The organism is Streptomyces sp. BE20 (assembly GCF_036322525.1).
Classification (GTDB): domain Bacteria; phylum Actinomycetota; class Actinomycetes; order Streptomycetales; family Streptomycetaceae; genus Kitasatospora.
This window is the reverse complement of record NZ_JAQYWW010000620.1, coordinates 232,873-258,150: the sequence shown is the minus strand read 5'-3', so window position 1 is coordinate 258,150 and position 25,278 is coordinate 232,873. Positions and strand designations below refer to the sequence as shown.

Genomic DNA, 25,278 nt, shown 5'->3' with positions numbered 1-25,278 from the left:
GGTGGTCACCGTGGGTCCTCCTGGGGTGGTGGGCGTCTCGCACCTCATTGTGCCAGCCCCGCACCCGACGTCGGAGCGGTCGCGTCGGACCGGTCCGGGCCGGGCAGTTGGACGTCGCAGACCTGCGGCCCCGCGTCGGGGGTGTCCCGGTGCCTGCGCCTGGCCAGGGGTGCGGCGATCGCGCTGAACACGGCGAACACCGCGATGGCGAGCAGCACGATGGCCGGGCCGGAGGGCACGTCCAGGTGGTAGGAGCCGGTGACGCCGGCCAGCGCGACGAGCACGCCGACCGCGATCGAGCCGGCCTGGGTGGCGGCGAAGGACCGGGTGAGCTGCTGGGCCGCGACCACCGGGACCACCATCAGCGCGCTGACCAGCAGCAGGCCGACCACCCGCATGGCGACCGTGACGGTGACCGCCGCCATCACGGCGAGCAGCAGGTTGAGGAACCGCACCGGTACGCCGGTGACCTTGGCGAAGTCCTCGTCCTGGCAGATCGCGAAGAGCTGGCGGCGCAGGCCGAGGGTGACGGCGATGACGACGGCGCCGAGTGCGCCGATGGTGGCCAGGTCGGAGGGCGAGACGGTCAGGATGGAGCCCCAGAGGTAGCTCTCCAGCGAGCCGGCCCCGGCCTGGGCGGACTTGGAGACCAGCAGCTTCCCGCAGGCCATGCCGCCGTAGAAGAGCATCGCCAGGGCGATGTCGCCGCGCTGGTTGCCGCGGGAGCGGACCAGCTCCATGGTGACGGCGCCGAGCACGCAGACCAGGACGGCCATCCAGACCGGGCTGGTGTTGAAGATGAAGCCGAGGCCGACGCCGGTCATCGCGACGTGCCCCATGCCGTCGCCCAGCAGGGCCTGGCGCCGCTGGACCAGGTAGATGCCGACGGCGGGCGCGGTGATGCCGACCAGGACGGCGGCGAGCAGCGCCCGCTGCATGAAGTCGTAACTGAGCATCTCGGTCATGCCAGCAGTCCCCGGGTGTGGTGAAGATCGGCGTGCGGGTGGACGTGGTCGTGGCCGGGCAGGGCGTGCAGGCCGGTGTTGGGGACGGGCGGACCGTCGTGCGCGACGCAGCCGTCGCGGAGCACCACCGCGCGGTCGATCAGCGGCTCCAGCGGCCCGAGTTCGTGCAGCACGAGCAGCACGGCGGCGCCGCGGGCGACCTCGGTGCGCAGGGTGTCGGCGAGTACCTGCTGGCTGGCGGAGTCCACCCCGGCCATCGGCTCGTCCATGATCAGCAGGTCCGGGGTGCCGGCCAGGGCGCGGGCGATCAGCACCCGCTGCTGCTGGCCGCCGGAGAGGTCGGCGACGCCGTCCCGGGCCCGGTCCAGCATGCCGACGGCGGCCAGGGCGCGGTCGACGGCGGCGCGGTCCCGGCGCCGGAACGGCAGCAGGCGGTGCAGCGGCAGCCGCCCGGTGGAGACGACCTCCCGGACGGTGGCCGGGACACCGGAGGCGGCCGTGGTGCGCTGCGGCACGTACCCGATGCGGTGCCAGGAGCGGAACCGGGCGAACGGGGTGCCGAACAGCTCCAGCCCGCCGCGCTCCAGCGGGACGGCGCCGGTGACGGCCTTGACGGTGGTGGACTTGCCGGAGCCGTTGGCGCCGAGCAGCGCGACGACCTCACCGGGGCGGACGGTGAGGTCGACGCCGCGCAGCACCGGCCGGCCGCCGCGCGAGGCGACGGCGTCGTGGAGGCGGACGGCCGGGGGTGTCGGGGAGGTCATGGCGTGGTGTCGTCCCGTCAGCTGGCGGCGCTGGTGGTCGCGCCGAGGGCGGCCTGGAGGTTGGTGAGGTTCTGCTTCATGACCGTGAGGTAGGTGTCCTTGGCCGGGTCCTTGACGCCCTCCAGCGGGTCCAGGACGGCGGTCTTGAGGCCGAGGTCCTTGGCGACGGTGTCGGCGAGCTTGGGGCTGACCAGGGTCTCGAAGAAGATCGTGGTGACGCCGTTCTCCTTGGCGGCCTTCTGCACGTCGGCGAGGCGGGCCGGGGTGGGCTCGGACTCCGGGTCCACGCCGTTGATGGCGACCTGGGTGAGGCCGTAGTGCTCGGCGAGGTAGCCGAAGGCGGCGTGGCTGGTGACGAAGGTGCGGGTCCTGACGTCCTTGAGGCCGTCCCGGAACTCCTGGTCCAGGGTGGTCAGCCGGCCGACCAGCTCGTCGGTGTTCTTCTGGTAGTCGGCGGCGTGGGCCGGGTCGGCCTTGGCCAGTTCGGCGCCGACGCTCTTGGCGACCGCCGCGTAGCGGGTCGGGTCGAGCCAGATGTGCGGGTCGCCCGCGGCCTCGTCGTGGTCGTGGCCGTCGCCCTCGGAGTGGCCCTCCGCCAGGTGGTGGTCCTCCAGCGGGCTGGCGGCGGTGGCGTCGACCTTGTGCTTGGCGCCGGAGTCGGCGACCGCCTTGTCGACGGTGGGCTGGAGGCCCTTGAGGTAGACGACCGCGTCGGCCTTCTTGACGTTGGCGACCTGCTTGGCGGTGAGCTCCAGGTCGTGCGGCTCGACGCCGGCGGCGGTGAGGCCGGTGACCTTCACGTGCTCGCCGCCGATCTGGGTGGCGAGGAACTCCATCGGATAGAAGGACGCGACGACGTTCAGCTTGCCGTCCGAGCCCTGGGCGCTGCCGGTGCTGCCGCAGGCCGTCAGGGCGAGGGCGGCGGTGAGGGCGGTGGCGGTCAGGGTTATGGCACGGCGAGTACGTCGTCGGATCATCATGACAACCATTCTCAGATTAGATGGAAATGATTGTCAAATCACTCGGACGGGTGAACGGGTGGTGACGGTGGGTGGGCAGGTGCCGGCGATACCGATTTGAACCCTGTACCCATATGGCCGGTAACCTGAGGTATTCGGGTACGCGCAACCAGCCGTGCCCTGACCGTGCCGTCCGTACTGAAGAGAGCACTGTGGCAGCCGACAAGATCGAGACGATCGTCAGCCTGAGCAAGCGCCGTGGCTTCGTCTACCCCTGCAGCGAGATCTACGGTGGCACGCGTGCCGCCTGGGACTACGGGCCGCTGGGTGTGGAGCTCAAGGAGAACATCAAGCGCCAGTGGTGGCGTGCGATGGTCCAGGCCCGTGAGGACGTCGTCGGACTCGACTCGTCGGTGATCCTGGCCCGCGAGGTCTGGGAGGCCTCCGGCCACGTCGCCACCTTCAACGACCCGCTGACCGAGTGCCTCTCCTGCCACAAGCGCCACCGGGCCGACCACCTGGAGGAGAAGTACGAGGCCAAGCACGGCTTCCCGCCGCCGAACGGCCTCCAGGACGTCAACTGCCCCGACTGCGGCGTCAAGGGCCAGTTCACCGCGCCCAAGGACTTCTCGGGCATGCTGAAGACCCACCTCGGTGTCACCGAGGAGGCGAGCGGCCTGGCCTACCTGCGCCCGGAGACCGCCCAGGGCATCTTCACCAACTTCAAGGCCGTCCAGACCACCTCGCGCAAGAAGCCGCCGTTCGGCATCGCCCAGGTCGGCAAGAGCTTCCGCAACGAGATCACCCCCGGCAACTTCATCTTCCGGACCCGCGAGTTCGAGCAGATGGAGATGGAGTTCTTCGTCAAGCCGGGCGAGGACGAGCAGTGGCACGAGTACTGGCTCCAGCAGCGCTGGGACTGGTACGTCGACCTCGGTCTGCGCACCGACAACATGCGCCTGTTCGACCACCCGAAGGAGAAGCTCTCCCACTACGCCAAGCGCACGGTGGACATCGAGTACCGCTTCAACTTCGGCGGTACCGAGTTCTCCGAGCTGGAGGGCATCGCCAACCGCACCGACTACGACCTGACGGTGCACAGCGAGGCATCCGGCCAGGACCTCAAGTACTTCGACCAGGAGTCCGGCGAGCGGTACTTCCCGTTCGTCATCGAGCCGGCGGCCGGCCTCAACCGCGCCATGCTGGCCTTCCTGATCGACGCCTACTTCGAGGACGAGGCGCCGAACGCCAAGGGCGTCCTGGAGAAGCGCGTCGGCATGCGGCTCGACCCGCGGCTGGCCCCGGTCAAGGTCGCGGTGCTGCCGCTGTCGCGCAACGCCGACCTCTCGCCGAAGGCCCGCGGCCTGGCCGCCGACCTGCGCACCGCGTGGAACGTCGAGTTCGACGACGCCGGCGCGATCGGCAAGCGGTACCGCCGTCAGGACGAGATCGGCACGCCGTTCTGCGTCACCGTCGACTTCGACACGCTGGAGGACAACGCGGTGACCGTGCGCGAGCGCGACACCATGGCGCAGGAGCGCGTCTCGCTGGACCAGGTGAAGTCGTACCTGGCGGCGCGGCTCATCGGCTGCTGACGTCCGACTGATGCCGGCCGTCGTCGGCCGTTCGTCACGGGGAGCCCCCGTTCGCCTTCGGGCGGGCGGGGGCTCTTCGCGTGCGCCTGCGGCCGGCGACCTCAGGCGCTGGCCGGACCCAGGGCCTGGCCGGTCCCAGGGCCCCGGCCGGGCCTAGCGGCGGCCCCAGCGCGAGCGGGGCGGCGGGGTCGGGGCGGTCGGCAGGCCCTCCGTGCGGAGGGCGGCGAGGGTGGCGCGGTGGCGGGCGGCGTCCGCGAGCAGTGTGGTCAACAGCTCGTCGTACAGCTGCCGTTGGCCGGCCGCGTGCAGCGCGGCGGCCAGCCCGACCAGTTCGGCCGGCGGGCGCAGCGCCGCCAGCTCGCCCAGCAACAGGCCGGGGAGCGGCGGGGCGAGAGCGGTGACGAGGCCCACCAGGTCGGCGGTGGGCCGGCCCGCGGCCTGGCGGAGCAGCGTCCGGGCGTCGACGGCGCGGTCCGACCGGTGCAGGTGGACGGCCAGGGCGGCCAGTTCGGCGGGCGGGGCGGAGCCCCACTCCCAGAGCAGGGTGGCGCTGTCGGCGTGCTGTCCGGCGCGTTCCAGCGCGTTCAGCAGAGCGGGAAGCGCGGTGACCGGGTAGGACCAGAGGGTGTGGAAGAGCTCGGTGGCCTCCTCGGCCAGCCCGGCCTCGCGCAGCTCGGCCAGGGTGGCGGCAGCGTGCTCCGGAGCGCCCTGGGCCGCGCTCCGGGCGAGCTGGAGGGACGCGCCGGCCGAGCCGCGACGGGACAGCAGGGCGGCCAGACGGGCGGTGTCGTGCGGGGTGAGGCGGGTGGCGGCCCGGGCGAGCAGGTCGGCGGCCTCCCGGGAGGCCGCCTGCCGGGGTGGCGCCTGCCGGGGTGGCGCGTGGTGGGGTGGCGCTTGGTGGTGGGTGGCCTGCAGGCCACCGGCGTGGCCGCCGGTGGCCTGCTGGTAGAGGCCGATGATGCGGTCGGCCAGGGTGGTGAGCTCGCCGGGGGAGCGGCGACGGGGCGGTTCGGCGGCCGGGGGCGGCGGGGGTGGGGACGTGCTTGCGGCGGGCCCAGGCACGGCTCCTGCCGGTCCGGCCTGCTCTGCGGGCCAGGTCGGTCCGGTCGGCCCTGCGGGTCCGGTCGGGTCCGTCGGCCCCTTGGCCTTCTGGGCCTGGGCGGTGAACCGGCCGAACCGTGCTCCGGTGGCGCGCGGCGGCGGGGGTGCGGGCGACATCGACGGGGCGGACGCCTCGTCGTACGCGCCCCCGCCGAACCGTGCCCCGGTGGGCTGGCGGGGCATCCGCAGGCGCGGAGCCGGTTGCCGCAGGTGATCCTCCAGGATCTTCAACTGGTCGCTCAACTCCAGGCAGCGGGCCGCGAGTCCCTCGCGCAGCGTCCGCGCCTGGGCCAGCTGTCGGGTCAGCTCACCGTCCGGGTGCTGCCGTTCCGGCAGCGCCCGGACGGCCTCGAAGAGCCGGCGCTCGCGCTGGCCCGCGTACTGGCGGGCACGCAGTAACTCGTCCAGCTCGGCGCGGAGTTCCAGCGCGTCCTGCTCCGTGCCGCTGCCCGCGCCCGCGTGCGCGTTGGTGTCCGCCTCCGCGTCCGCGCCGGCGTCCGGGAAGGGGGGTTGTTCTGTGTGCCGTGTACGCATGATCACCGCAACCTGTCCAACTAGGCCCTGACTGCAAGTCATCCTGGCGTCGGTATACGGCAACCGCGTTACGGCAGTGCGTCCAGAGGTTTGCGAATGGAGTCCGGGAGCGCGGAGGGCGTGGGAACGGCGAACTCCGTAGCGCGCACGCGCCCCTCGGTGGGGCCTGCGCCCCGCCGTTCGGCACCGGTGCGCCCGCGCTCACCCGGCCAGCCGCTCCCGGGCCTCCATCAGTGCGAAGCCCAGCAGGTTCTGCCCGCGCCAGGCCGTCGGCTCCTGAGCCCGCGCGTCGTCGGCGGCGAGCCCGATGCCCCAGATCCGGTCCATTGGGCTGGCCTCCACCAGGACGCGTCGTCGGGTCGACAGCAGGTACCCGCGCAGCGCCTCGTCCTGGGCGAACTTGGCGACGTTGCCGCGCACCACCAGCTCGAACCGCCCGGCCGTCCAGGCCGCGTCGTCGAACCCCCTGACCTGCCGGCCGAGCTTCTTCGCCTCGGCCGGGCTCGCGGACCCGAGGATCCGCGCCAGCATGCCCTCGTCCCCGAACATCCGCGCCTTGCCGGCCATCATCCAGTGCTCGGCGGTCGCGTACTCCACCCCGTCGACGGTGAACGGGTGCTCGGGCCACCACTGGCTCAGCACCCCGGGCCCGACGGACCCGTCCCGCTGCGCCCGGTGGCCCCAGAACATCAGCCACTTGGGCTGGACGCCGACGGCGACCAGGGCCGTCAGGTCGGCGCGGTTGCGGGTGTCGGCAGGATCGTCGACGAGTTCGTTGCTCATATCGTCATGCTGACACAAAGGGGCGCCCGGCAGCCACGGCTTTTCCGGTGACGGGGGCGGCGCGCGCTCCCCGTCACCGAGGAGGGAATCGGCTCGGGGGGTGGGGGGTTCACGGTTCGGTGGCGGTCGTCGCACACCGCGCCCGCGGTCCGCACCTCCGGGATCGCGCAACCTCGTTGCCCAACGTCATCGCAAGGAGCAGGCATGTCCGAGGAAGCCCCCGCCGTCCGTGAACTCCGTCTGGTGGTCACGGCGGCCGACTACGAGCAGGCGCTCCACTTCTACCGCGACGTGCTGGGCCTGCCCGAGCGCGGCGCCTTCTCCTCCCCGGACGGCCGGGTCACCATCCTCGAAGCCGGCCGCGCCACCCTGGAGATCGCCGACCCGGGGCACGCCGACTACATCGACGACGTCGAGGTCGGGCGGCGGGTGGCGGGCCACCTCCGGGTCGCGTTCCAGGTGGACGACGCGACGGCCACCACCGCCACGCTCGCCGCCGCCGGCGCCGAGGTGATCGCCGAGCCGGTCCGTACCCCCTGGAACTCCCTCAACTCCCGCCTGGAGGCCCCCGGCGCCCTCCAGCTGACCCTCTTCACCGAACTCGGCGAGTAGCTCCCGGGGCCGGGCCGTCGGAGGAGCCCGGCGCCGGCTCAGCCGGCGGCACCGGCCTCCTCCAGCCAGGTGAGCAGGTCATCCGTCACGAGCTCGCCCTCCGTCTCGACGTTCTCGTCGATCGCGCCCAGACCGAGGCGGTACACGCGGGTACGGTCGCGGCCGTGCCGGCGCATGAACAGTCCGGTGCCGCCGCTGTCGTCGCCGATCAGCACCCACTCGGGCGCGTAGCGGGCCACCTCGAACGTCTCGTTGCGCTCCCGGATGCCGTGCGGCCCGTACACGAGCACGCCGCTGTCGAGCAGTACGCCGGGGGTCGACCGCCACAGCCGGGCGATCGTGGGGTTGGGGCCGTCGCCGAGTCCGCGCGATCGCGCCTCGTGGACGGCCAGGAAGCCCGCGAAGGACTCCGCCTCCGGGTACTCCTCGCCGTCGAGGCCGTCCCGGCGGACCACCGGGAACTCGCCCGCCCCGGCCTCTCCCGTCCGGTCGAGGGCGAAGTGGTACTCGTTGCCGCCGTCGGGCTCGCCGGCGAAGCGGAGCCGGTCGGCGGACCGCCGCCAGGGCGCGCTGACGGCCTCGTGGACGTCCTCGGCGCATTCGGGCGGGACGACCGTCGCGATGTCCGCCCCGAGCGTTCGCCCCCGGCCGTACTCGGCCAGCCACCACCGGTAGGACGGCGGCAGTGCCGTCCCGATCCGTGCCTCGGCGTCGCGGAGCCATTGTTCCGGCGCGGGGTGGGTCGGCCTCCGTCCGAGTTCCGGTGAGTCCTCGACGAGTTCGCGCAGCAGGGTCAGGTCCGGTCGCAGGGCGCGTCGCATGGCGCCGAGTCTGCCAGGAGGGTGCGTCACCGGGCCCTGCCCCGACCCCCGGGTCTTGAGCACCGGGTCTTGAGCACCGGGCCTTGAGCCCCGGCGCCGGTCGCCGGCCGGGTCGGGCGGGGCCGCTACGCGGTCTTCTGGCGGGCCACCTCGTCGGTGCGCTGCCGAAGCCGGTGGACCACCCCGGGGCTGGCTGCACGGGCGGCCAACGACGTGCCGAGCGCCCGGAAGTGCTCGTCGCCGCGGACGGAGCTGAGGGTGACGTAGTCGTTCAGGAACGCGTGCCACGTCGCGCACGCCGCCTCGACGTGGCCCAGCTCCGTCTGCCGCCGTGCGAGCAGCCCGTTGGCGTGCACCCGGCCCTGCTTCTCGTTGGCCGGACGGACCCGGTTGGAGATCTGAAGTTCCTGTACGGACCCGGCGAGGTCGCCGAGTTCGTACAGGACGTGCGCGACGTGGAAGTGGTAGGCGGCCTGGTCGTAGCCGCCGACCGCGTCGTTGCGGCCGTCCGCCCTGGCGAGCGCGGCCTCGGTCTCGGCCAGCCGCGCGAACGCCTGGCGCCGGTCCTTCACCATGGCCGCGCCGTGCGCCTGCTGGCCGGCGAGGAAGGCGCGCAGGCGCGGCCCTGCCGCAGGGGCGGCCTCGGCGGCGGAGTCGGCGAGTTCCAGCGCCCTGGGACCGTAGCCGAGGTTCGACGCCTGCAGGGCCATGCCGCGCAGCGTGCGGCAGTAGGTGACGTGGTCCCGGGCCTCGCGGGCGAGCCTGAGCGCCTGGACGTAGTACTGCTGCCCCAGCCCGTGCGCCGTCTCGTACATGGCCATCCACCCGGTCAGGTAGGTGAGGTCGGCCGCTGCCGCCAGCAGGTCGGCCTTCACCTGCTCGCTGCCGGACGCCCGGAGCCACGGCCCGACCGAGTTGACCAGGAACGCCGCGGCCATCGGCCGGGCGTGGGCGGCGCCCAGCTCGTCGAGGATGCCGGCGATCCGGCCCGTCATCGCTCGTACGGTCTCCACCTCGCCCGGCCCGATCCGGACGGTGCGCCCGGCGCCGGTACGGGTGACCCGGTCGGCGGCGTCCGGGTCGTCGAACCCCGGCAGGGCGAGCGCGACGGAGTAGAGCCCTGCGGAGAGCACTCCCCGGCGGGACGGGTCCACGTCGGCCTTGCCGATCGACATCAGATCGGACAGCGTGCTGCCGCCCGGCGCGCCGCCGCCCTGCTGGACCGGATCGCCGAACCCGGTCTCCTCCGGGGTCACGGGGCGCCCGAGCCGACGCGCGAACGCCTCCCGGACCACCTCGCGCACCTCTGCACGCGGGCGCGCGCCGGAGAGCCAGTGCGAGACGGACGACTTGTCGTAGGTGAGGCCGAGCCCCTGTTCCCCGCCGACCCGGTTCACCGCCCGGGCGAGCTGGTCGTTGCCCCAGCGGGCCTGGAGGAGGAGAGCGGCCAGTCCGGTGTTGGGTGTGCGCGGTCGTCTCGCCATCGCGATCCCCGTCCTTCGTTCAACCGGTTCAACGCTCCGACCAGCATCGCCGGTTCTCCCGTCCTGTGTACCCGCGTTGAATGGATGTCAGCCTCACGGGTGGCGGAGCAGTCGGAATCGCAAGGGACTTCGCAGAGACGGAGAGCAACAGTGATCACAAGCGGTACGCCTTGCGTGAGGGACGTCCCGCCGGACCCTGCCGCGGTCCCGGCGGCGCGCCGCCATGTCGCGGACACCGCCCGCGCCTGGGACCTGCCGCTGTCGGACGACGCCCTGGCGGACGTCGAACTGTGCGCGGGCGAGCTCATCGCCAACGCCGTCGAGCACGCGGGCGGTCGCTGCACCCTCACCGTCCGGTGGTCCTCCGCCCTCCTCCGCATCGAGGTCGCCGACACCTGCCCGACCCTCCGCCGGCCCGCCCCGGCCCCCGAGCCCGACCAGGACGCCACCGACGGACGCGGCCTCCTCCTGGTGGAGGCCCTGGCGGCGGCGTGGGGCTGGGAGCCCGCAGGCACCGGCAAGGTCGTCTGGTTCACCTACGCCCCCGATCTCCCGCTCCCCGGTCCGGCCCCCGCACCGGCTCCCCGCACCCTCGCCGCCCAACCGGCCTGACGGCCCCGCCCCTCCGGGCCTTCCCGCGAGCCGGTGCCTCCGCCGAGCCCGAGACGTCGGCCGGGCGGGACGCGGCCGGAAAGAAAGTGGGGGCGGGGCAGAATCCTTTGACCGGCGGCGGCCCTCCTATGAATGTCTTCGACGGACGGACGGACGTTCGGACAGGCGTCGGAGCAGGACTTGGGAGGTCGTCGTGGTCGTGGGAATCGCTGTCGGTGTCGTCGTGGTGCTGCTGTGCACGTGCAGCGTGGTCGTGCTGCGGAAGCGGGGGCGGGGCCGTGGCTGAGTCCGCCGCCTGGCCTGGGGAGGTGCTGGTCCGCGCGGCGCAGCGGGGCGACGTCGATTCGCTCGCCGCGCTGGTGTCGGGTGCGCACCCGCACGTGCAGCGGTTCGCGCGGTCGCTCTGCGCCTCGCCGCAGGACGCCGAGGACGCGGCGCAGGAGGCGCTGATCATCCTGTACCGGAAGATCGGGATGCTGCGGGCGTCCGGTGCGCTCGCGTCGTGGACCTTCCGGATCGTCCGCAACGAGTGCCTGCGCCGGGCACGCACGCTGCTGCGGGACCGGCCGCAGGTGGAGGAGGCCGTCGCCGTGTCGGCCGAGGACGAGGTGTTGAACCGCCTGGAGGCCGGCCGGGTGGCGGCGGCGATCGCCGCGCTCCCGGACGACCAGCGGCGCGTCCTGGTCATGCGGGACGTGCAGGGTCTCAGCGGGCGGACGGTCGCCGATGCGCTGGGCCTGAGCGGCGCCGCGATGAAGTCGCGGCTGCACCGCGCCCGCGCGGCGGTCCGGCAGTCGTTGTGGGACGCTGCCCGGTCTCCTGCGGGAGGTGGTGATGACTGACCGTCCGGACTTCGCGAGCGCCTCGCTGCCCCGTCATCTGCTGCGCGGTGCGGTGGGTTTCGGCTCGCTGGTCGGCGCGTTCGCGCTGGTCCCGGTGGTCGGACCGGTCGCCCTGCTGCTCCTCCCGGTCGGTGTGCTCGCCCTGCGGGGCTGCCCGATGTGCTGGGCGATCGGGCTGCTGGAGACCGTCTCGCGGGGCCGCTTGAAGCGCTCCTGCGCGGACGGGAGCTGCACGCTCACCTCCGGGCGACCGGGCTGAGCGCGGCGGTCGGAGAAAGCGGCGAGGAGAAGGGACGGCGAGGAGACGAGACGGCGAAGAGGAGGGACGGGGAGGAGGGGCGGCACGGAGGAGGGCTGCGCGGCTTGGGTGGTCTCACAGCCGCGTGCCCGCCTCCGCCGTGGCAGGCGGGCACGCGGCTGTGAGGCGCCGCCGAACCCGGTCGTCCACCGTCATCCGATGGAGCGGGGGAGACGGAGGGTGAGGCAGAGGATGACGAAGGAACCGAGGAGCTGGATGCCCAGGCAGAGGGCGAGGGCGCGGTCGAGGCCCAGCGTCGGGGAGAGGGCGAGGTAGAGGGTGCCGAGGGTGGCGACGCCGAGCGCCAGGCTGGACTGCTGGCTGGTGGCGAGGACGCCGCTGCCGACGCCGGCCCGGTCGGCGGGGACCTTGGAGAGGATGACGCGGAAGAGCGGGGTGCCGATCAGGCCCTGGCCGATGCCGGCGAGCGCGACGCCGGGGGCCATCCGGAGCGGGGAGAAGTGCGACCAGTCGGCGAGGACGGTCACGGCCAGGGTGGCGAGGCCGACCGCCTGGACGACGGCGCCGGCGGTGAGGACGCGGCTGCCGAAGCGGCCGATCAGACGAGGACCGGCGAGCGAGGCGGTGAAGTAGCCGACGGCCATCGGGACCAGCGCCCAGCCGGCCGCGACCGGGCCGAGGTGGAGGCCCTGCTGGAGGGCGACGGCGATGACGAACATGAAGCCGCCGAAGCCGCCGAAGTAGGGGAGGGCGATACCGAGGCCGCGCCGCATCTCGGGGATGCGCAGCAGGGTGGGCGGCACCAGCGGGGAGCCGCCGCGCCGCTCGGCCCGCAGCTCGACCAGGACGAACGCGGTGGCGAGGACGGGCGACAGCGCCAGCAGCAGCCAGGACCACAGCGGCCAACCGGCGGCGCGGCCCTCCATCAGGGGGACCAGCAGGGCGAGCATGGTGGCGGTGAGCAGGACGGTGCCGGCGATGTCGACCTTGGCGGCCTGCTCGGCCCGGCTCTCCGGGACGTAACGGAAGGCGAGGCCGACGGTGAGCAGGGCGAAGGGGACGTTCAGGAGGAAGACCGAGCGCCAGCCGGTGCCGAAGAGGTCGGCGGCGACCAGGATTCCGCCGAGGACCTGGCCGATCACCACCGAGATGCCCGCGACCGCGCCGTAGACGGAGAGTGCGCGGCCGCGCCGGGCGCCGTGGGTGGCAGCGGTGATGGTGCCGAGGACCTGGGGGACCAGCAGGGCGGCCGAGGCCCCCTGGGCGGCACGGGCGGCGACCAGCGTCCAGGCACCGGGAGCGAGTCCGCAGGCGAGCGAGGTGACCGCGAAGGTCGCGGCACCGACGACGAAGAGGCGGCGACGACCGTAGATGTCGCCGAGCCGGCCGCCGAGGACCAGCAGCACGGCGAAGGCGATGCCGTACCCGGCCGCGACCAGTTCCAGGACGGCGGGGCCGGCGGCGAGGTCGTGGTCGATGGTCGGCAGGGCGACGTTGACGATGAAGAAGTCCAGCATCGGGAGGAATGCCCCGAGCAGGACGGTGACCAGTCCGGCGGTGCCGAGTGCGGAGTGGGCGGAGGAGACGGTGGCCCTGGACGCGGTGGCTGTGGAGACGGCGTCGGCCGGGGCGGCGGGGCGGGCGGATGCCGGGAGGGCGGCGGCGGTGGACTTGGCGACGGTGAGTTGTTGGGTCACGAGTCATACGATCCGACGCGCCGGACCCTGGTACCAGAGTGTGCTTATCCAGGTATAAGGAGTACCTGGCAACAGGATGGCGGGTGGCGCATGCTGGGGGGATGAGCCTGACGACTGCCGCCCCGACCGGTACGGCCACCGGCGGTACGGCCGCCGCGAACACGGGCAAGGTACCTGCCGCCGACGCTCGCCGCCACGAGCTGGCGGCCTTCCTGCGCAGCCGTCGCGAGCGGATCGCCCCGGAGCAGGTGGGCCTGCCGATGACCGGCCGCCGCCGGACTCCGGGCCTGCGCCGCGAGGAGGTGGCGCAGCTCGCCGCGGTCGGGGTGACCTGGTACACGTGGCTGGAGCAGGGGCGGGCCATCCAGGTGTCCGTCCAGGTGCTGGACGCGGTGGCCCGGGCTCTGCTCCTCGATCCGAGTGAGCGGGCCCACCTGTTCGCGCTGGCCGGTGCCGAGGATCCGACGCCGGTGGTGGAGTGCCCGACCGTGACACCGGGCGTGCGGACGGCCCTGGACCAGTTGGCCCCCTACCCGGCCGCGGTGATCAACTCCCGCTACGACGTACTCGCCCACAACGCGCCGTACGCCGGGATCGTGGGCGACCTGGGCGCGCTGCCGCACGAGGACCGCAACCTGATGTGGCTGGCCTTCACCCCCTCGCGGTTCCGCGACGTGCTGGTCGACCACGAGTACGAGCGGGACGTCATGGTGGCCCGGTTCCGCTCGGGCATGGGCGAGCACGCCTCCGAGCCCGCCTGGCGGACGCTGCTCTGCCGGCTCCGCAAGGCCTCTCCGGACTTCGACGCGGCCTGGCAGCGGCACGACGTCCTGCGGCCGGGCAACGGGCTGAAGCGCTTCCTCGTGCCGGAGGTCGGGCTGCTGAGCTACGAGTACACGAGCCTCTGGCTCGGCCCGGGCCAGGGACCGCGCATGGTCGTCTACACACCTCGGGACGAGGAGACCCGCGCGCTGACGGCCCGGCTCCCGACCCGGACGGCGGCGACCGGGGCGGCGGCGGTCGGGACGCTTTGACCGGTCGGCGGCCCGCGCCCGTCCGAGGGCCAGACAGAGGGCGGCCAGCGGCAGTTCGACGCACCCGGCCATCATCAGCGCGACGAGCGTCTCGTGGCCGGGGCCGGCGGTGGCGAGGTCCAGCAGGGCGTCGGTGGTGAGCAGCAGGGCCACCGCGGTCGCGGGCCGTGCGGCGGCCCGGCCGCGTTGGCGCAGCGAGGCGTCCAGCCTGAGCAGGGCGGCGAGTTCGAGCAGGTCGAGGACGACCCAGACCGTCTCGCCGGCGGCCACGAGCACGGCCAGCCAGGGCAGCAGCGCCAGCGCGGCGATCGCCGGTACCCGCTCGGCGCGGGCGCGGGTGCGGGCGCCGACGGCGAGGTGGAGGGACCACCGGGGCAGACCTCCGGGCCGGACGGGGAGGACGGCGCTCATCCGGCACCTCCGCACTCGGCGAGGGCGTCCGCCCCGGCCCGGTGGCGGACCCGCTCCAGTGGCCGTCGTTCGGACGCGGCGCCGTCCGCCGTCTCGACGAGCACGCCGCCGAACACCCCCTCGGCCCAGGCCAGCCACAACTGTCCGGCCACCGTGACCACCTCGGCCACCTCGACGACCGGGGCCGACCGCCCCGGCCGGCGCAGCAGTCGCCCGGCGGCCGGGGCGGCGGTGAACCCGACGGACGGCGCCGCGCCGCCGCGCGGCAGCCGCCCCCAGGCCATCCCGTGCCGGACCCGGCGCCTGCCGCTGCCCGCGAACCGCCCGGCGCCGCCACGGCCGCCCGGGTCGGGGACCGTCCAGCACCGGGCGCCGCGCAGCAGCCCGGCGCCGAGCCGGGACGCGACGAGCACGTCCACCAACTCGCCGTACTCGTAGACCTCCAGGGCCGTCCGGCCACGGCTCCGGCCCGCCCGCACGCTGCGCACCGACCACGGCCCGGCCGGACCGACGGGCACGCCCGGCAGGTCACCGGTCGGCCCGACCGGCAGCCGCCCCTCGGCGGCGGCGGCCGCGGCGGAATGGGCCGGGCAGCAGACGGGGTACCCGTGCGGCGGGTGGGCGGAGTGCGGTGCGAGGCTCGTCATACCGACAAGCGTGGCGTCGGCGGGCGTCGCTGTCGGTAGTGCGCCGAACCGAATCGAGGGTGTACCCAGGTACACCCTTTCTCGGCAGCCCCCTTCATGGTGGGTGACGATCATGCCGCCCTAGGCTGTCGGCCATGCCCTCCACGACGCTGCGCCGCGCGCTCGCCAGGGGCGCCGCCCGGCCCCCGTGGTCGGCCGCCGCCCGGCGTGACACCCTCTTCATCGCCTCCGGCATCCCGCCGGCCCTCCCGGTCCTGACCGCCGCCGTGACACCGAAACTGACCTTCCTCCTCCTGGGTCTGGTCCTGCTCTGCCTGCGCCCGCTGACGACCGCCCAGCGCAGCCGACTGCGGATGCTGCGCGGCGTGGAGGTGCGCCCGCTGCTGCGGCCGGTCGGCGTCCCGTCCGGCCTCCTGACGAGGCTGCGCACCGGGGTCAGCTGGCGTCAGGTCGGCTACCACCTGGTGGCCGGCCCCCTGCTCGCGGTCGGTGCGATGGGGGCCGTGTACGCCTGGGGCGCGGCCCTGGTGGCGAGCACCGTGTTCGGCTGGGCCTGGCTGATGCCGCACTCCACCCCGGTCCGGCAGAAGTGGTTCCAGCTGGACGTCCCGCTCACCGCGGGCGGTCTCGTGATCCTCGCCGTGCTGCCCTGGGCGGTGGCCCTGCTGGCCCGGCTGGAGAAGGCCGCGGCGGTGCGGTTGCTCGGGCCGGGGCGGGCGGAGGCACTGGAGCACCGGATCGAGGAGGTGGTCGAGAGCCGGGCCGGCCTGGTGGACGCCGTCGACGCGGAACGCCGCCGGATCGAGCGCGACCTGCACGACGGCACCCAGCAGCGCCTCACCTCGCTCGCGATGAACCTGGGCCTGGCCCGGCGCACGCTCAAGGACGTCCCGCCCGAGGCCATGCAGGTGATCGTCGAGGCGCACGAGGAGGCCCAGGCGGCCATCGACGAGCTGCGCGACCTCGTCCGCGGCCTGCACCCGGCGGTCCTGGAGGACCGCGGCCTGGACGCGGCACTCTCCGGTATCGCGGCCCGCGCCCCGCTCCCGGTGCGGGTGGACGTCGACCTGGCCGAGTACATAGCGCCGACCGTCGAGGCGGTCGCCTACTTCACCGTCTCCGAGGCGCTGACCAACGTCGCCAAGCACGCCAAGGCCTCCCGGGTGCAGCTCTCGGTGCGGACGGCCGGCGGTCGGCTGCGGCTGGTCATCAGCGACGACGGCGTCGGCGGGGCGGACGCCTCGCGGGGCACCGGGCTGACCGGTCTGCGCAAGCGCACCGCCTCGGTCGACGGCACCCTTTCCGTTCTCAGCCCCCTCGGGGGCCCGACCACCATCTCCGTGGAGTTGCCGTGCGTGCTGTGATCGCCGAGGACTCGGTCCTGCTCAGGGTCGGCCTCGTCAAGGTGCTGGAGGCGGTGGGCTTCGAGGTGGTCGCCGCGGTCGGGGACGCCGAGGCACTGCTCGCCGCGGTGGAGGAGCACCGCCCGGGGGTGGTGGTGGCGGACGTACGGATGCCGCCGGGCTACAGCGACGAGGGCGTCCGGGCCGCACTGCTGATCCGCCGGCAGTGGCCGGAGGTGGCGGTGCTGCTGCTCTCCCAGTTCGTGGAGGAGCGGTACGCCGCCGATCTGCTGGCCACCAACACCAGCGGGGTCGGGTACCTGCTCAAACAGCGGGTGGCCAACGTGGACGACTTCGTGGACGCGCTGCAGCGGGTCGCCGACGGCGGTACCGCGCTCGACCCGGAGGTGGTCGCCCAGCTGCTGGTCCGCCGTCACCGCGATCCGCTGGAGCGGCTGACCCCGCGGGAGCGGGACGTGCTGGGCCTGATGGCGGAGGGCCGGTCGAACACCGCGATCGCTGCCGCTCTTGTGGTCAGCGACAGCGCGGTGGCCAAGCACATCAACTCGATCTTCGCCAAGCTCGACCTGCCGCCGGCCGACGACAGCCACCGCCGGGTGCTGGCGGTGCTGCGGTTCCTGGAGGTCGGGTAGTCCATGGCGGGGAGGCAGCGCGACCAGGAGCAACGCGAGCAGCGCGAGCAGCGCGAGCCACGGGAGAAGGGGACGGGGAACGGCACCGGGAGGCGGGTGCACCGGATGTGGCGGGTGCTCGGCGTCCTGGCCCTGGCCGTGACGCTGGTCATCGGCGCGGTGCAGACCTGGGCGATGGCGGTGCAGCAGCGGACGGAGTCGGAGAAGTCCTACCCGGTGGCGGTGAGCAAGGTGGTGCTGGACACCGGTTCGGCGACGGTCCGGATCAGTCCGGGGCGGGAGGGCGAGGTGGTGGTCCGCCAGGAGCTGGACTGGATGATCAGACCGCCCGTCATCTCGGTGCTCTTCGACCGCGGCGACCTCAGGGTGGAGATGCGCTGCAGCCAGGTGATGCCGGTGGCGAAGCTCGGCTGCGGCGCGGAGATCGAGCTGGAGGTGCCGGTCGGTGTCTCGGTGGAGGGCACGGGATCCTCCGGCAGCCTGTCCGTGCGGGGGGTGACGGGGGAGGTCCGGCTGGATTCCACCTCGGGGTCGATCCTGCTGGCCGACCTCTCCGGCCCGGTGGTCGCCGGCACCACCTCCGGTTCGGTGAAGGGCGCCGGTCTCACCTCCACCGCGGTGGAGGTGAGGGCGACCTCGGGCTCGGTCGACCTCTCCTTCGCCCAGGCGCCGCGCACCGTGGACATCGGCGCCACGTCGGGGTCGGTGACCCTGGGCCTGCCGCGGGGTTCGGTCTACCGCTTCAACGGGGGCACCGTCTCGGGGAGCCGCCACATCGACCCGCTGCTGGCCGACCAGTCCAGCACCAACCAGGTCCGTGTCTCGGTGACCTCCGGTTCGGTGACGGTCCTCTCCTCTCCCGGCGCGTCGGGCGGCTGACCCGGCCTGTGCCCCCGCAGCTCGTGCCCCGTGGCCCGTGTCTCGCGGCCTGCGGCCCGGTCACGGGGGCTCCGGCAACGCCGCCGTCCGCCGGCCGTCCGGGCTCCGCGGCGGCCTACTCCCGGTCCCGTCCGCCGGGTGGGGGACAATGAAGAGTCCCGAGCCCCCTTCCCCGAGGTCAGCCGCGCATGACAGTCACGCCCGCACCCACCGCGACCAGCACCGAGTTCGCGCCGCTGAACATCGGTCCGATGCAGGTCTGGCCGCCCGTCGTGCTGGCGCCGATGGCCGGCATCACCAACGCGCCGTTCCGCACCCTCTGCCGTGAGCAGAGCGGCGGCAAGGGGCTGTACGTCTCCGAGATGATCACCACGCGGGCTCTGGTGGAGCGCAACGCCAAGACCATGCAGCTGATCAAGTTCGACCCGAGCGAGAAGCCCCGCTCGATCCAGCTGTACGGCGTGGACCCGGTGACCGTCGGCAAGGCGGCGCGGATGATCGCGGACGAGGGCCTGGCCGACCACATCGACCTGAACTTCGGCTGCCCCGTCCCCAAGGTGACCCGCAAGGGCGGCGGCTCGGCGCTGCCGTACAAGCGCAACCTGTTGCGCGAGATCCTCCGTGAGGCCGTGGCCAACGCCGGCGACCTCCCGGTGACCATGAAGATGCGCAAGGGCATCGACGACGACCACCTCACCTTCCTCGACGCCGGGCGGATCGGCGCGGAGGAGGGCGTGTCGGCGATCGCCCTGCACGGGCGCACCGCCGCCCAGCACTACGGCGGCACCGCGGACTGGTCGGCGATCGCCCGACTGCGCGAGGCCGTTCCGGCGGACGTCCCGGTGCTCGGCAACGGGGACATCTGGTCGGCGGACGACGCGCTGCGGATGATGCGCGAGACCGGTTGCGACGGTGTGGTGGTCGGGCGCGGTTGCCTGGGCCGTCCGTGGCTGTTCAGGGACCTGGTGTCGATCTTCGAGGGCGAGGTGGACTACGCCCGTCCGACCTTCGCCGACGTGGCGCGGGCGATGGTCCGCCACGCGCAGCTGCTCGGTGAGTGGCTGGGCGACGAAGCCCGCGGTGTGATCGACTTCCGCAAGCACGTCGCCTGGTACACCAAGGGCTTCTCGGTCGGCTCGGAGCTTCGCGTGAAGCTCGCCAATTCCTCCTCCCTGGCCGAACTGGCCGAAACCCTCGCCCTGGTGGAGCAGTCGCAGGCCTGGCCGGCCGGTGCCGACGGCCCCCGCGGACGGACGAGCGGCAACAACCGGGTGGTTCTGCCCGAGGGATGGTTGGACGATCCGTATGACTGCGCCCGCCCGGGTGCAGACGCCGAATCGGACACATCTGGCGGATGATCTGTCCATAACGGCGAAATGACCCCTTGGAGGCCTCTCGCCACCCTGTCCCAGCCCTCTTGGCCAATCTGGCCAAGAGGGCTCCCTTTTGGCAACCGAACATCACGGAGAGAGCACGTTTCTGGACGGAGTGCGACGATCGGCGGATCCGGTCTACGCTCAAGCGGTGAGATGCGCTGGTGACGCTTGCCACATACCGTGCCGGTAGAAGGCGGCTGACAGGACGAAATGAACAAGTCGCCGGCGAATCGCTTCCCGAAGGGGGTGGCGGCGGATCGCGCGCTCAGGGTGCAGGAAATCAAGCCGAGGCGTCAGCTTGTGCGGCCGACCGCTACCCTGCGTCCCGCCTGTGTGATCTTCCTGTTTCGTGGCGTTCAAGACTTGAACGATAGCTCGCGTCATCCGGACGATTTCGCCAACAGAGGTGAACGCCTTTAGGTGCATTCGATCTATCGGGTTACCCCTGGGTACCAGCCTCGTACGGCCTATTGGCGGCGCAGAAGTGCCTTCGAAATGGGTATGTTCTCCGGCGTCAGGGCAACCGTGTGCGAGGAGACCGACCCGTGTCGTCCCAGCAGAAGTTTGTTTACTCCTTCACTGAAGGAAACAAGGACCTCAAGGACCTTCTCGGCGGCAAGGGCGCGAACCTGGCCGAGATGACCAACCTGGGGCTCCCCGTCCCTCCGGGGTTCACCATCACCACCGAGGCCTGCAAGGTCTTCCTGGAGACCGGCAGCGAGCCCGCCTCCCTCCACGAGGAGATCGGCGCCCACCTGGACGCCCTTGAGCAGGAGATGGGCAAGAAGCTCGGCCAGGCCGACGACCCGCTGCTCGTCTCGGTCCGCTCGGGCGCCAAGTTCTCCATGCCCGGCATGATGGACACGGTCCTGAACATCGGCCTCTCCGACGCCTCCGTGGTCGGCCTGGTCGCGCAGTCCGGCAACGAGCGGTTCGCCTGGGACTCCTACCGTCGCCTGGTCCAGATGTTCGGCAAGACCGTGCTGGGCGTCGACGGCGAGCTGTTCGAGGAGGCCCTGGACGAGGCCAAGCACGCGAAGGGCACCACCAACGACCTCGACCTGGACGGCGCCGACCTCCGGCAGCTCGTCGAGGTGTTCAAGGCGATCGTCGAGCGCGAGACCGGCCGGGCCTTCCCGCAGGACCCGCGCGAGCAGATGGACCTCGCGATCCACGCCGTCTTCCACTCCTGGAACGGTGACCGGGCGCGCCTCTACCGCCGCCAGGAGCGCATCCCGAACGACCTGGGCACCGCGGTCAACGTCTGCAGCATGGTCTTCGGCAACCTCGGCGAGGACTCCGGCACCGGTGTCGCCTTCACCCGTGACCCCTCCACCGGCACCCAGGGCGTCTACGGCGACTACCTCTCCAACGCGCAGGGCGAGGACGTCGTCGCCGGCATCCGCAACACCCTGCCGCTGGCCGAGCTGGAGAAGCTCGACAAGAAGTCGTACGACGAGCTCATGGCGATCATGCAGAAGCTCGAGAACCACTACCTCGACCTCTGCGACATCGAGTTCACCATCGAGCGCGGCAAGCTCTGGATGCTGCAGACCCGGGTCGGCAAGCGCACCGCCGCCGCCGCGTTCCGGATCGCCGTCCAGCTGGTCGACCAGGGCCTGATCGACCTGGACGAGGCCCTGATGCGGGTCACCGGCGGCCAGCTCTCGCAGCTGATGTTCCCGCGCTTCGCACCCGACTCCACGTCCAAGCAGATCGCCTGGGGCCTTGCCGCCTCGCCCGGCGCCGCGATCGGCAAGATCGTCTTCGACTCCTACACCGCGGTGAAGTGGTCCCGCTCCGGCGAGAAGGTCATCCTCGTCCGCCGCGAGACCAACCCGGACGACCTGGACGGCATGATCGCCGCCGAGGGCATCCTCACCTCGCGCGGCGGCAAGACCTCGCACGCCGCCGTGGTCGCCCGCGGCATGGGCAAGACCTGTGTCTGCGGGGCCGAGGAGCTGGAGGTCGACACCAAGCGCCGCCGGATGACCACCGCCGACGGCCTGGTGCTGGAGGAGGGCGACGTCGTCTCGATCGACGGCGCGACCGGCAAGGTCTACCTCGGCGAGGTACCCGTGCTCCCCTCCCCGGTGGTGGAGTACTTCGAGGGCACCCTGCACGCGGGCGCCGACGTCCAGGGCGGTCTGGTCCAGGCCGTGCACCGGCTGATGTCGCACGCCGACGGCCGTCGCCGGCTCGCCGTGCGTGCCAACGCGGACAACGCCGAGGACAGCGGGCGCGCCCGCCGGTACGGCGCCCAGGGCATCGGCCTCTGCCGCACCGAGCACATGTTCCTCGGGGAGGAGCGCCGCAAGGAGGTCGAGCACCTGATCCTCGCGGACAACGACAAGGACCGCGAGACCGCGCTCTCCACCCTGCTGCCGCTGCAGAAGGGCGACTTCCTGGAGCTCTTCCAGGCGATGGACGGCCTGCCCGTCACCGTCCGTCTGCTCGACCCGCCGCTGCACGAGTTCCTGCCCGACATCACCGAGCTGTCGGTGCGCGTCGCCCTCGCCGAGGCTCGCAAGGACCCCAACGAGAACGACCTGCGCCTGCTCCAGGCAGTGCACAAGCTGCACGAGCAGAACCCGATGCTCGGTCTGCGCGGCGTCCGCCTCGGCCTGGTCATCCCCGGTCTGTTCGGCATGCAGGTCCGCGCCATCGCCGAGGCCGCGGCGGAGCGGAAGCTGGCCGGCGGGGACCCGCGCCCCGAGGTGATGATCCCGCTGGTCGGCACCGTCCAGGAGCTGGAGCTGGTCCGCGACGAGTGCGAGCGCGTCCTCGCCGAGGTCGCCCAGTCCACCGGCGTCCAGCTGGACATCAAGCTGGGCACCATGATCGAGCTGCCGCGCGCCGCCGTGACGGCCGGCCAGATCGCCGAGGCTGCCGAGTTCTTCTCCTTCGGCACCAACGACCTCACCCAGACGGTCTGGGGCTTCTCCCGCGACGACGTCGAGGCCTCCTTCTTCACGGCCTACCTGGAGAAGGGCATCTTCGGGGTCTCCCCGTTCGAGACCATCGACCGCGACGGCGTCGGCGCGCTGGTCAAGCACGCTGTCGAGGCCGGCCGGGCCACCCGCCCCGACCTCAAGCTCGGCGTCTGCGGCGAGCACGGCGGCGACCCGGAGTCGGTGCACTTCTTCCACGAGGTGGGGCTGGACTACGTCTCCTGCTCCCCCTTCCGGATCCCGGTGGCGCGTCTGGAGGCAGGCCGCGCCGCCATCGAGACTGCGGGCAGCGACTCGCGCTGAGGGCTCTGAGCCCCTCGGCACGGTCGAATCGCTGACCGTATCCCCTCCACCCGGGAGGGGCGTACACCGGAGCTCGGCGCAGGAGAACCGGCGTACGTGAGGCGGCCGGGGCGGGAACGGACAACGGCGTCCGTCCCCGTCCCGGCCGCTGCTTTTTCCACGGCCGGGCCTCGGCCGGGCCACCACGGCCGGGCCACCACGGCCGGACCGCGAGCGGACCACCGCCGGGCCGGGCGGGTCGGGCGGGCCGGCGAGCCCGCCACCCCCTCACCCCGCGGCCCTCCTCGGAACAGCGGTGCCGGCGGGTGTGTCGGCGGCCACGCGCGAGGTTGCCCGGTCCGGGCCCGGGTGGCTGCCAAGCTGGGCCCATGACCAGCAGAAACCGCCTGTTCACCGCCCTGGCCGTGCTGCTCTGCGTGCTCGCCGCCGCAGTCGGGTACGTCCTGTCGGACGACGCCGGCGACAGCACGCCCGAGGCCTCCGCGACGTCCTCGACCGGTCCGGCGACGCCGAAGTCCACCGGGCCCAGGCCCACCGCACCGAGGTCCACCGCACCGAAGCCGTCCCCGCCCGTGGGCACCGCGTCCGCCCCGGGCACGCCCGCGCCCGCCGGCACCTGGGTGCCGACCGACCCGGCGATGGCCGACGTCTGCCGCACCGGGCTGCCGGTCCAGGCCCGTGACACGCTCGGCCTGATCGCCAAGGGCGGCCCGTACCCGTACCGCTCGGACGGCATCGTCTTCGAGAACCGTGAAAGCCGCCTGCCCCGCAAGACCTCCGGCTACTACCACGAGTTCACCGTCGTCACCCCCGGCTCCGCCGACCGTGGCGCCCGGCGCGTGGTCACCGGCGAGTCCGGCGAGCAGTTCTGGACCGCCGACCACTACGCGACCTTCCAGGAGATCGACGTCCGCTGCTGACGGCGCCGCCGCCGACGGTCCGGCCGCCGCCGGGCAGTGCCGAGCAGTCCACCCGCGAAAGTACTTTCCAGCTCGGAAAGTAGATGCCATAGTGAGAGCATCACGGCGCTCTCCCGGAGGGCCGCACCGCAGGGGGATTCCATGAGCAGCTCCGAGCCCGTCCGACCCGCGCTTCCCGCAGCCGAGGCGCTGCGCCTCGCCGACCGCGCCAAGGCGGCTGCCCAGGCCTCCGGCCGGCTCCCCGGCTGGTACGGCCCGGCCTTCGCGGTGGCGTTCACCGTCTACGGGACCGGCGTCGGTCAGGCGATCGGGGCCGGGGTCTCCTGGCTGAGCGGCGTGTTCGGCGTGGTCTTCGCCGCCCTGACCGGTGCGCTCGCCCGGATCGCGATGCGCGAGGCGGGCATCGTGCACCGGCCGGCCCCCGGTTACGGCGGCCTGATCGTGCTGGCCGTCCTCGGGGTGTTCGCCGCGGCCGGGGCCGCCTCGGGCCTGGTCCTGCTGGCCGGTGGCGGTGTGCGCTGGATAGGTGCGGCCGCCGGTCTCGCGGCCGGTGCGGCGTTCTGGGCGGTCACCGGGTGGCTGGCGGAGCGGATCCGGCGCGACGCGGCGGCCCACTGATGGCGGCCCCGTTCGATCCGCTGCTCCAGCACCCGACCAGGCTCACCGTGCTGGCCTTCCTCAGCGCCTGCGCGGAGGCCGAGTTCGGCACCGTCCGCGACCACTGCGAGGTCTCCGACTCGGTGCTCAGCAAGGCCGCGACCGCGTTGGAGCAGGCCGGTTACCTCAAGGTCAGGAAGGGCGCGGTCGGCAGGCGCCCGCGCACCTGGCTCGTCGCGACCAGGGCCGGTCGGCGGGCCCTCACCGAGCACCTCGCGGAACTCCAGCGCCTGGTGGCCGCCGCCGAGGCCGCCGGCGCCGCCACCGCGGCGACCGTCCCCGCCGACACCGTCCCCGCCGACACCGTCCCCGCGCCCACCGATGCCGCGCCCACCGACGTCACGCCTGCCACCTCCTGACCCGCCGCCCCCTGCCCGCCCCTGCGTACGCCGTCGGCCACCGCCGGGCGTCTCGGCGTCTCCGCGTCTCCGCGCAGCCCGTGGGACCGGCCGCACCAGCACCACCGGGCCCGCCGCCAGGTGATCCGGACCCGAGGGCCGTGCGGTCCCCCGGCGAGCAGCACGGCCGGCTCCCGCAGCACGGGCGCCGGGTCGCGCCGCAGCTGGAGCGGGGTCGTGCGGACCACCGGCAGGCCGGCCACGGTGAGCCGGTTGGCCCGGGTCAGGCTCCGCTCGTGGTCGGCCGGGCGCAGGTGCCAGGCCCGGGAGTCGATCTCCAGCGCGACGCAGGCGCGGCCAGTAGGCGTCGGGCACGGCCAGGAACCGCCCGTCCAGCAGGAGGACCGGGTTCCAGGGCGGTTCCGGGAGCCCGGAGCCGCGCACCGCGTCCCGGGTTTCGCCCTCGACCGCCGAGCGGACCCCGGCGGCCAGTTCCTCCACCACCCCGGCCGGCCCGGTCAGGTCGAGCGCGTCCGGCCGGGCCATCAACTGGTCCAGCAGCTCGCCGAGTTCGTAGTGTCGCCGCTGGACGGCCTCGGCGCAGAGCGCCCAGAACCGGCGCCGTCCGCTCTCCCGGGGTGCGAGGTCGGCCAGCGCCCGGGCGACCGTCGTGCTCCGGAGCCCGTCGTCGCGCTCGTGCCCGCCCGGCATCGCTCCGGCCGCACGGTGGATCCGCAC

Annotated in this window: 23 protein-coding genes; 14 read left to right on the top strand and 9 right to left on the bottom strand. The window is 73.2% G+C overall.

Annotated elements, in window-relative coordinates; translation table 11 throughout:
• Positions 1 to 44 precede the first annotated feature (44 nt).
• Genes PUR61_RS13365 through PUR61_RS13355 form a run of 3 tightly spaced genes read right to left on the bottom strand, consistent with a single transcriptional unit; the run spans position 45 to position 2,709 of the window.
• Positions 45 to 965 carry a metal ABC transporter permease gene (locus tag PUR61_RS13365; RefSeq protein WP_443035161.1) on the bottom strand — a complete coding sequence of 307 codons (921 nt, stop codon included), beginning with the start codon at positions 963 to 965 and terminating at the stop codon, positions 45 to 47.
• Complete coding sequence (locus tag PUR61_RS13360; RefSeq protein ID WP_329879026.1) at positions 962 to 1,729, bottom strand: metal ABC transporter ATP-binding protein; 768 nt, start codon at positions 1,727 to 1,729, stop codon at positions 962 to 964. Before PUR61_RS13360 ends, PUR61_RS13365 begins: the two co-directional genes overlap by 4 nt.
• A gap of 17 nt (positions 1,730 to 1,746) precedes the next feature.
• Positions 1,747 to 2,709: a metal ABC transporter substrate-binding protein gene (locus PUR61_RS13355; RefSeq protein ID WP_329879025.1), complete on the bottom strand. Its 963-nt coding sequence runs from the start codon at positions 2,707 to 2,709 to the stop codon at positions 1,747 to 1,749.
• Between the two features lie 191 nt (positions 2,710 to 2,900).
• On the opposite strand from PUR61_RS13355, the gene PUR61_RS13350 reads away from it, so the two are divergent.
• On the top strand, positions 2,901 to 4,283 hold the full coding sequence (locus PUR61_RS13350) for a glycine--tRNA ligase (protein ID WP_329879024.1): 1,383 nt from the start codon (positions 2,901 to 2,903) through the stop codon (positions 4,281 to 4,283).
• A 153-nt stretch (positions 4,284 to 4,436) separates the two neighbouring features.
• Here PUR61_RS13350 and PUR61_RS13345 read toward each other — a convergent pair whose 3' ends face one another.
• Both PUR61_RS13345 and PUR61_RS13340 read right to left on the bottom strand, forming a co-directional pair.
• Positions 4,437 to 5,918: a hypothetical protein gene (locus PUR61_RS13345; protein ID WP_329879023.1), complete on the bottom strand. Its 1,482-nt coding sequence runs from the start codon at positions 5,916 to 5,918 to the stop codon at positions 4,437 to 4,439.
• Between the two features lie 201 nt (positions 5,919 to 6,119).
• Positions 6,120 to 6,701 (bottom strand): NADAR family protein, encoded by a 582-nt coding sequence (locus PUR61_RS13340; RefSeq protein WP_329879022.1) that lies wholly within the window; start codon positions 6,699 to 6,701, stop codon positions 6,120 to 6,122.
• 204 nt (positions 6,702 to 6,905) lie between these two features.
• Here PUR61_RS13340 and PUR61_RS13335 point away from each other — a divergent pair, with 204 nt between their 5' ends.
• On the top strand, positions 6,906 to 7,313 hold the full coding sequence (locus PUR61_RS13335) for a VOC family protein (protein ID WP_329879021.1): 408 nt from the start codon (positions 6,906 to 6,908) through the stop codon (positions 7,311 to 7,313).
• Between the two features lie 38 nt (positions 7,314 to 7,351).
• Here PUR61_RS13335 and PUR61_RS13330 read toward each other — a convergent pair whose 3' ends face one another.
• Complete coding sequence (locus PUR61_RS13330; protein WP_329879020.1) at positions 7,352 to 8,134, bottom strand: SMI1/KNR4 family protein; 783 nt, start codon at positions 8,132 to 8,134, stop codon at positions 7,352 to 7,354.
• Between the two features lie 125 nt (positions 8,135 to 8,259).
• Entirely contained in the window at positions 8,260 to 9,618 is a 1,359-nt protein-coding gene (locus PUR61_RS13325) for a hypothetical protein (protein WP_329879019.1), read from the bottom strand.
• 174 nt (positions 9,619 to 9,792) lie between these two features.
• On the opposite strand from PUR61_RS13325, the gene PUR61_RS13320 reads away from it, so the two are divergent.
• From PUR61_RS13320 to PUR61_RS13310, 3 genes are all read left to right on the top strand, one after another.
• The gene (locus tag PUR61_RS13320) at positions 9,793 to 10,230 is read left to right on the top strand and encodes an ATP-binding protein (protein ID WP_329879018.1); all 438 of its coding nucleotides are present in this window, start codon (positions 9,793 to 9,795) and stop codon (positions 10,228 to 10,230) included.
• A 278-nt stretch (positions 10,231 to 10,508) separates the two neighbouring features.
• Positions 10,509 to 11,072 carry an RNA polymerase sigma factor gene (locus PUR61_RS13315; protein WP_329879017.1) on the top strand — a complete coding sequence of 188 codons (564 nt, stop codon included), beginning with the start codon at positions 10,509 to 10,511 and terminating at the stop codon, positions 11,070 to 11,072.
• The gene (locus PUR61_RS13310; protein ID WP_329879016.1) at positions 11,065 to 11,331 is read left to right on the top strand and encodes a hypothetical protein; all 267 of its coding nucleotides are present in this window, start codon (positions 11,065 to 11,067) and stop codon (positions 11,329 to 11,331) included. Before PUR61_RS13315 ends, PUR61_RS13310 begins: the two co-directional genes overlap by 8 nt.
• 191 nt (positions 11,332 to 11,522) lie before the next feature.
• Here PUR61_RS13310 and PUR61_RS13305 read toward each other — a convergent pair whose 3' ends face one another.
• Complete coding sequence (locus PUR61_RS13305; protein WP_443035160.1) at positions 11,523 to 13,028, bottom strand: MFS transporter; 1,506 nt, start codon at positions 13,026 to 13,028, stop codon at positions 11,523 to 11,525.
• Between the two features lie 101 nt (positions 13,029 to 13,129).
• Between PUR61_RS13305 and PUR61_RS13300 the strand changes: the two genes are divergently transcribed.
• Positions 13,130 to 14,062: a helix-turn-helix transcriptional regulator gene (locus tag PUR61_RS13300; protein WP_329879015.1), complete on the top strand. Its 933-nt coding sequence runs from the start codon at positions 13,130 to 13,132 to the stop codon at positions 14,060 to 14,062.
• Positions 14,063 to 14,469: 407 nt separating this feature from the next.
• On the opposite strand, the gene PUR61_RS13295 is transcribed toward PUR61_RS13300, so the two are convergent.
• Positions 14,470 to 15,120, bottom strand: coding sequence for a hypothetical protein (locus PUR61_RS13295; protein WP_329879014.1), 651 nt, complete (start codon positions 15,118 to 15,120; stop codon positions 14,470 to 14,472).
• A 134-nt stretch (positions 15,121 to 15,254) separates the two neighbouring features.
• Between PUR61_RS13295 and PUR61_RS13290 the strand changes: the two genes are divergently transcribed.
• The 8 genes from PUR61_RS13290 (at position 15,255) to PUR61_RS13255 (ending at position 24,561) form a co-directional block, all read left to right on the top strand.
• Complete coding sequence (locus PUR61_RS13290; protein WP_329879013.1) at positions 15,255 to 16,484, top strand: sensor histidine kinase; 1,230 nt, start codon at positions 15,255 to 15,257, stop codon at positions 16,482 to 16,484.
• Complete coding sequence (locus PUR61_RS13285) at positions 16,472 to 17,116, top strand: response regulator transcription factor (RefSeq protein WP_329879012.1); 645 nt, start codon at positions 16,472 to 16,474, stop codon at positions 17,114 to 17,116. Before PUR61_RS13290 ends, PUR61_RS13285 begins: the two co-directional genes overlap by 13 nt.
• A gap of 3 nt (positions 17,117 to 17,119) precedes the next feature.
• A complete protein-coding gene (locus PUR61_RS13280; protein WP_329879011.1) occupies positions 17,120 to 17,995 on the top strand; it encodes a DUF4097 family beta strand repeat-containing protein in 876 nt (291 codons plus the stop codon).
• Between the two features lie 188 nt (positions 17,996 to 18,183).
• The gene (dusB, locus tag PUR61_RS13275) at positions 18,184 to 19,353 is read left to right on the top strand and encodes a tRNA dihydrouridine synthase DusB (protein WP_329879010.1); all 1,170 of its coding nucleotides are present in this window, start codon (positions 18,184 to 18,186) and stop codon (positions 19,351 to 19,353) included.
• Between the two features lie 563 nt (positions 19,354 to 19,916).
• Positions 19,917 to 22,625 (top strand): pyruvate, phosphate dikinase, encoded by a 2,709-nt coding sequence (gene ppdK, locus PUR61_RS13270; protein ID WP_329879009.1) that lies wholly within the window; start codon positions 19,917 to 19,919, stop codon positions 22,623 to 22,625.
• Between the two features lie 368 nt (positions 22,626 to 22,993).
• Entirely contained in the window at positions 22,994 to 23,545 is a 552-nt protein-coding gene (locus PUR61_RS13265; RefSeq protein ID WP_329879008.1) for a ribonuclease domain-containing protein, read from the top strand.
• A gap of 141 nt (positions 23,546 to 23,686) precedes the next feature.
• Positions 23,687 to 24,163, top strand: coding sequence for a hypothetical protein (locus PUR61_RS13260; RefSeq protein WP_329879007.1), 477 nt, complete (start codon positions 23,687 to 23,689; stop codon positions 24,161 to 24,163).
• Positions 24,163 to 24,561, top strand: coding sequence for a transcriptional regulator (locus tag PUR61_RS13255; protein WP_329879006.1), 399 nt, complete (start codon positions 24,163 to 24,165; stop codon positions 24,559 to 24,561). Before PUR61_RS13260 ends, PUR61_RS13255 begins: the two co-directional genes overlap by 1 nt.
• The last annotated feature ends 717 nt before the right edge of the window (positions 24,562 to 25,278 follow it).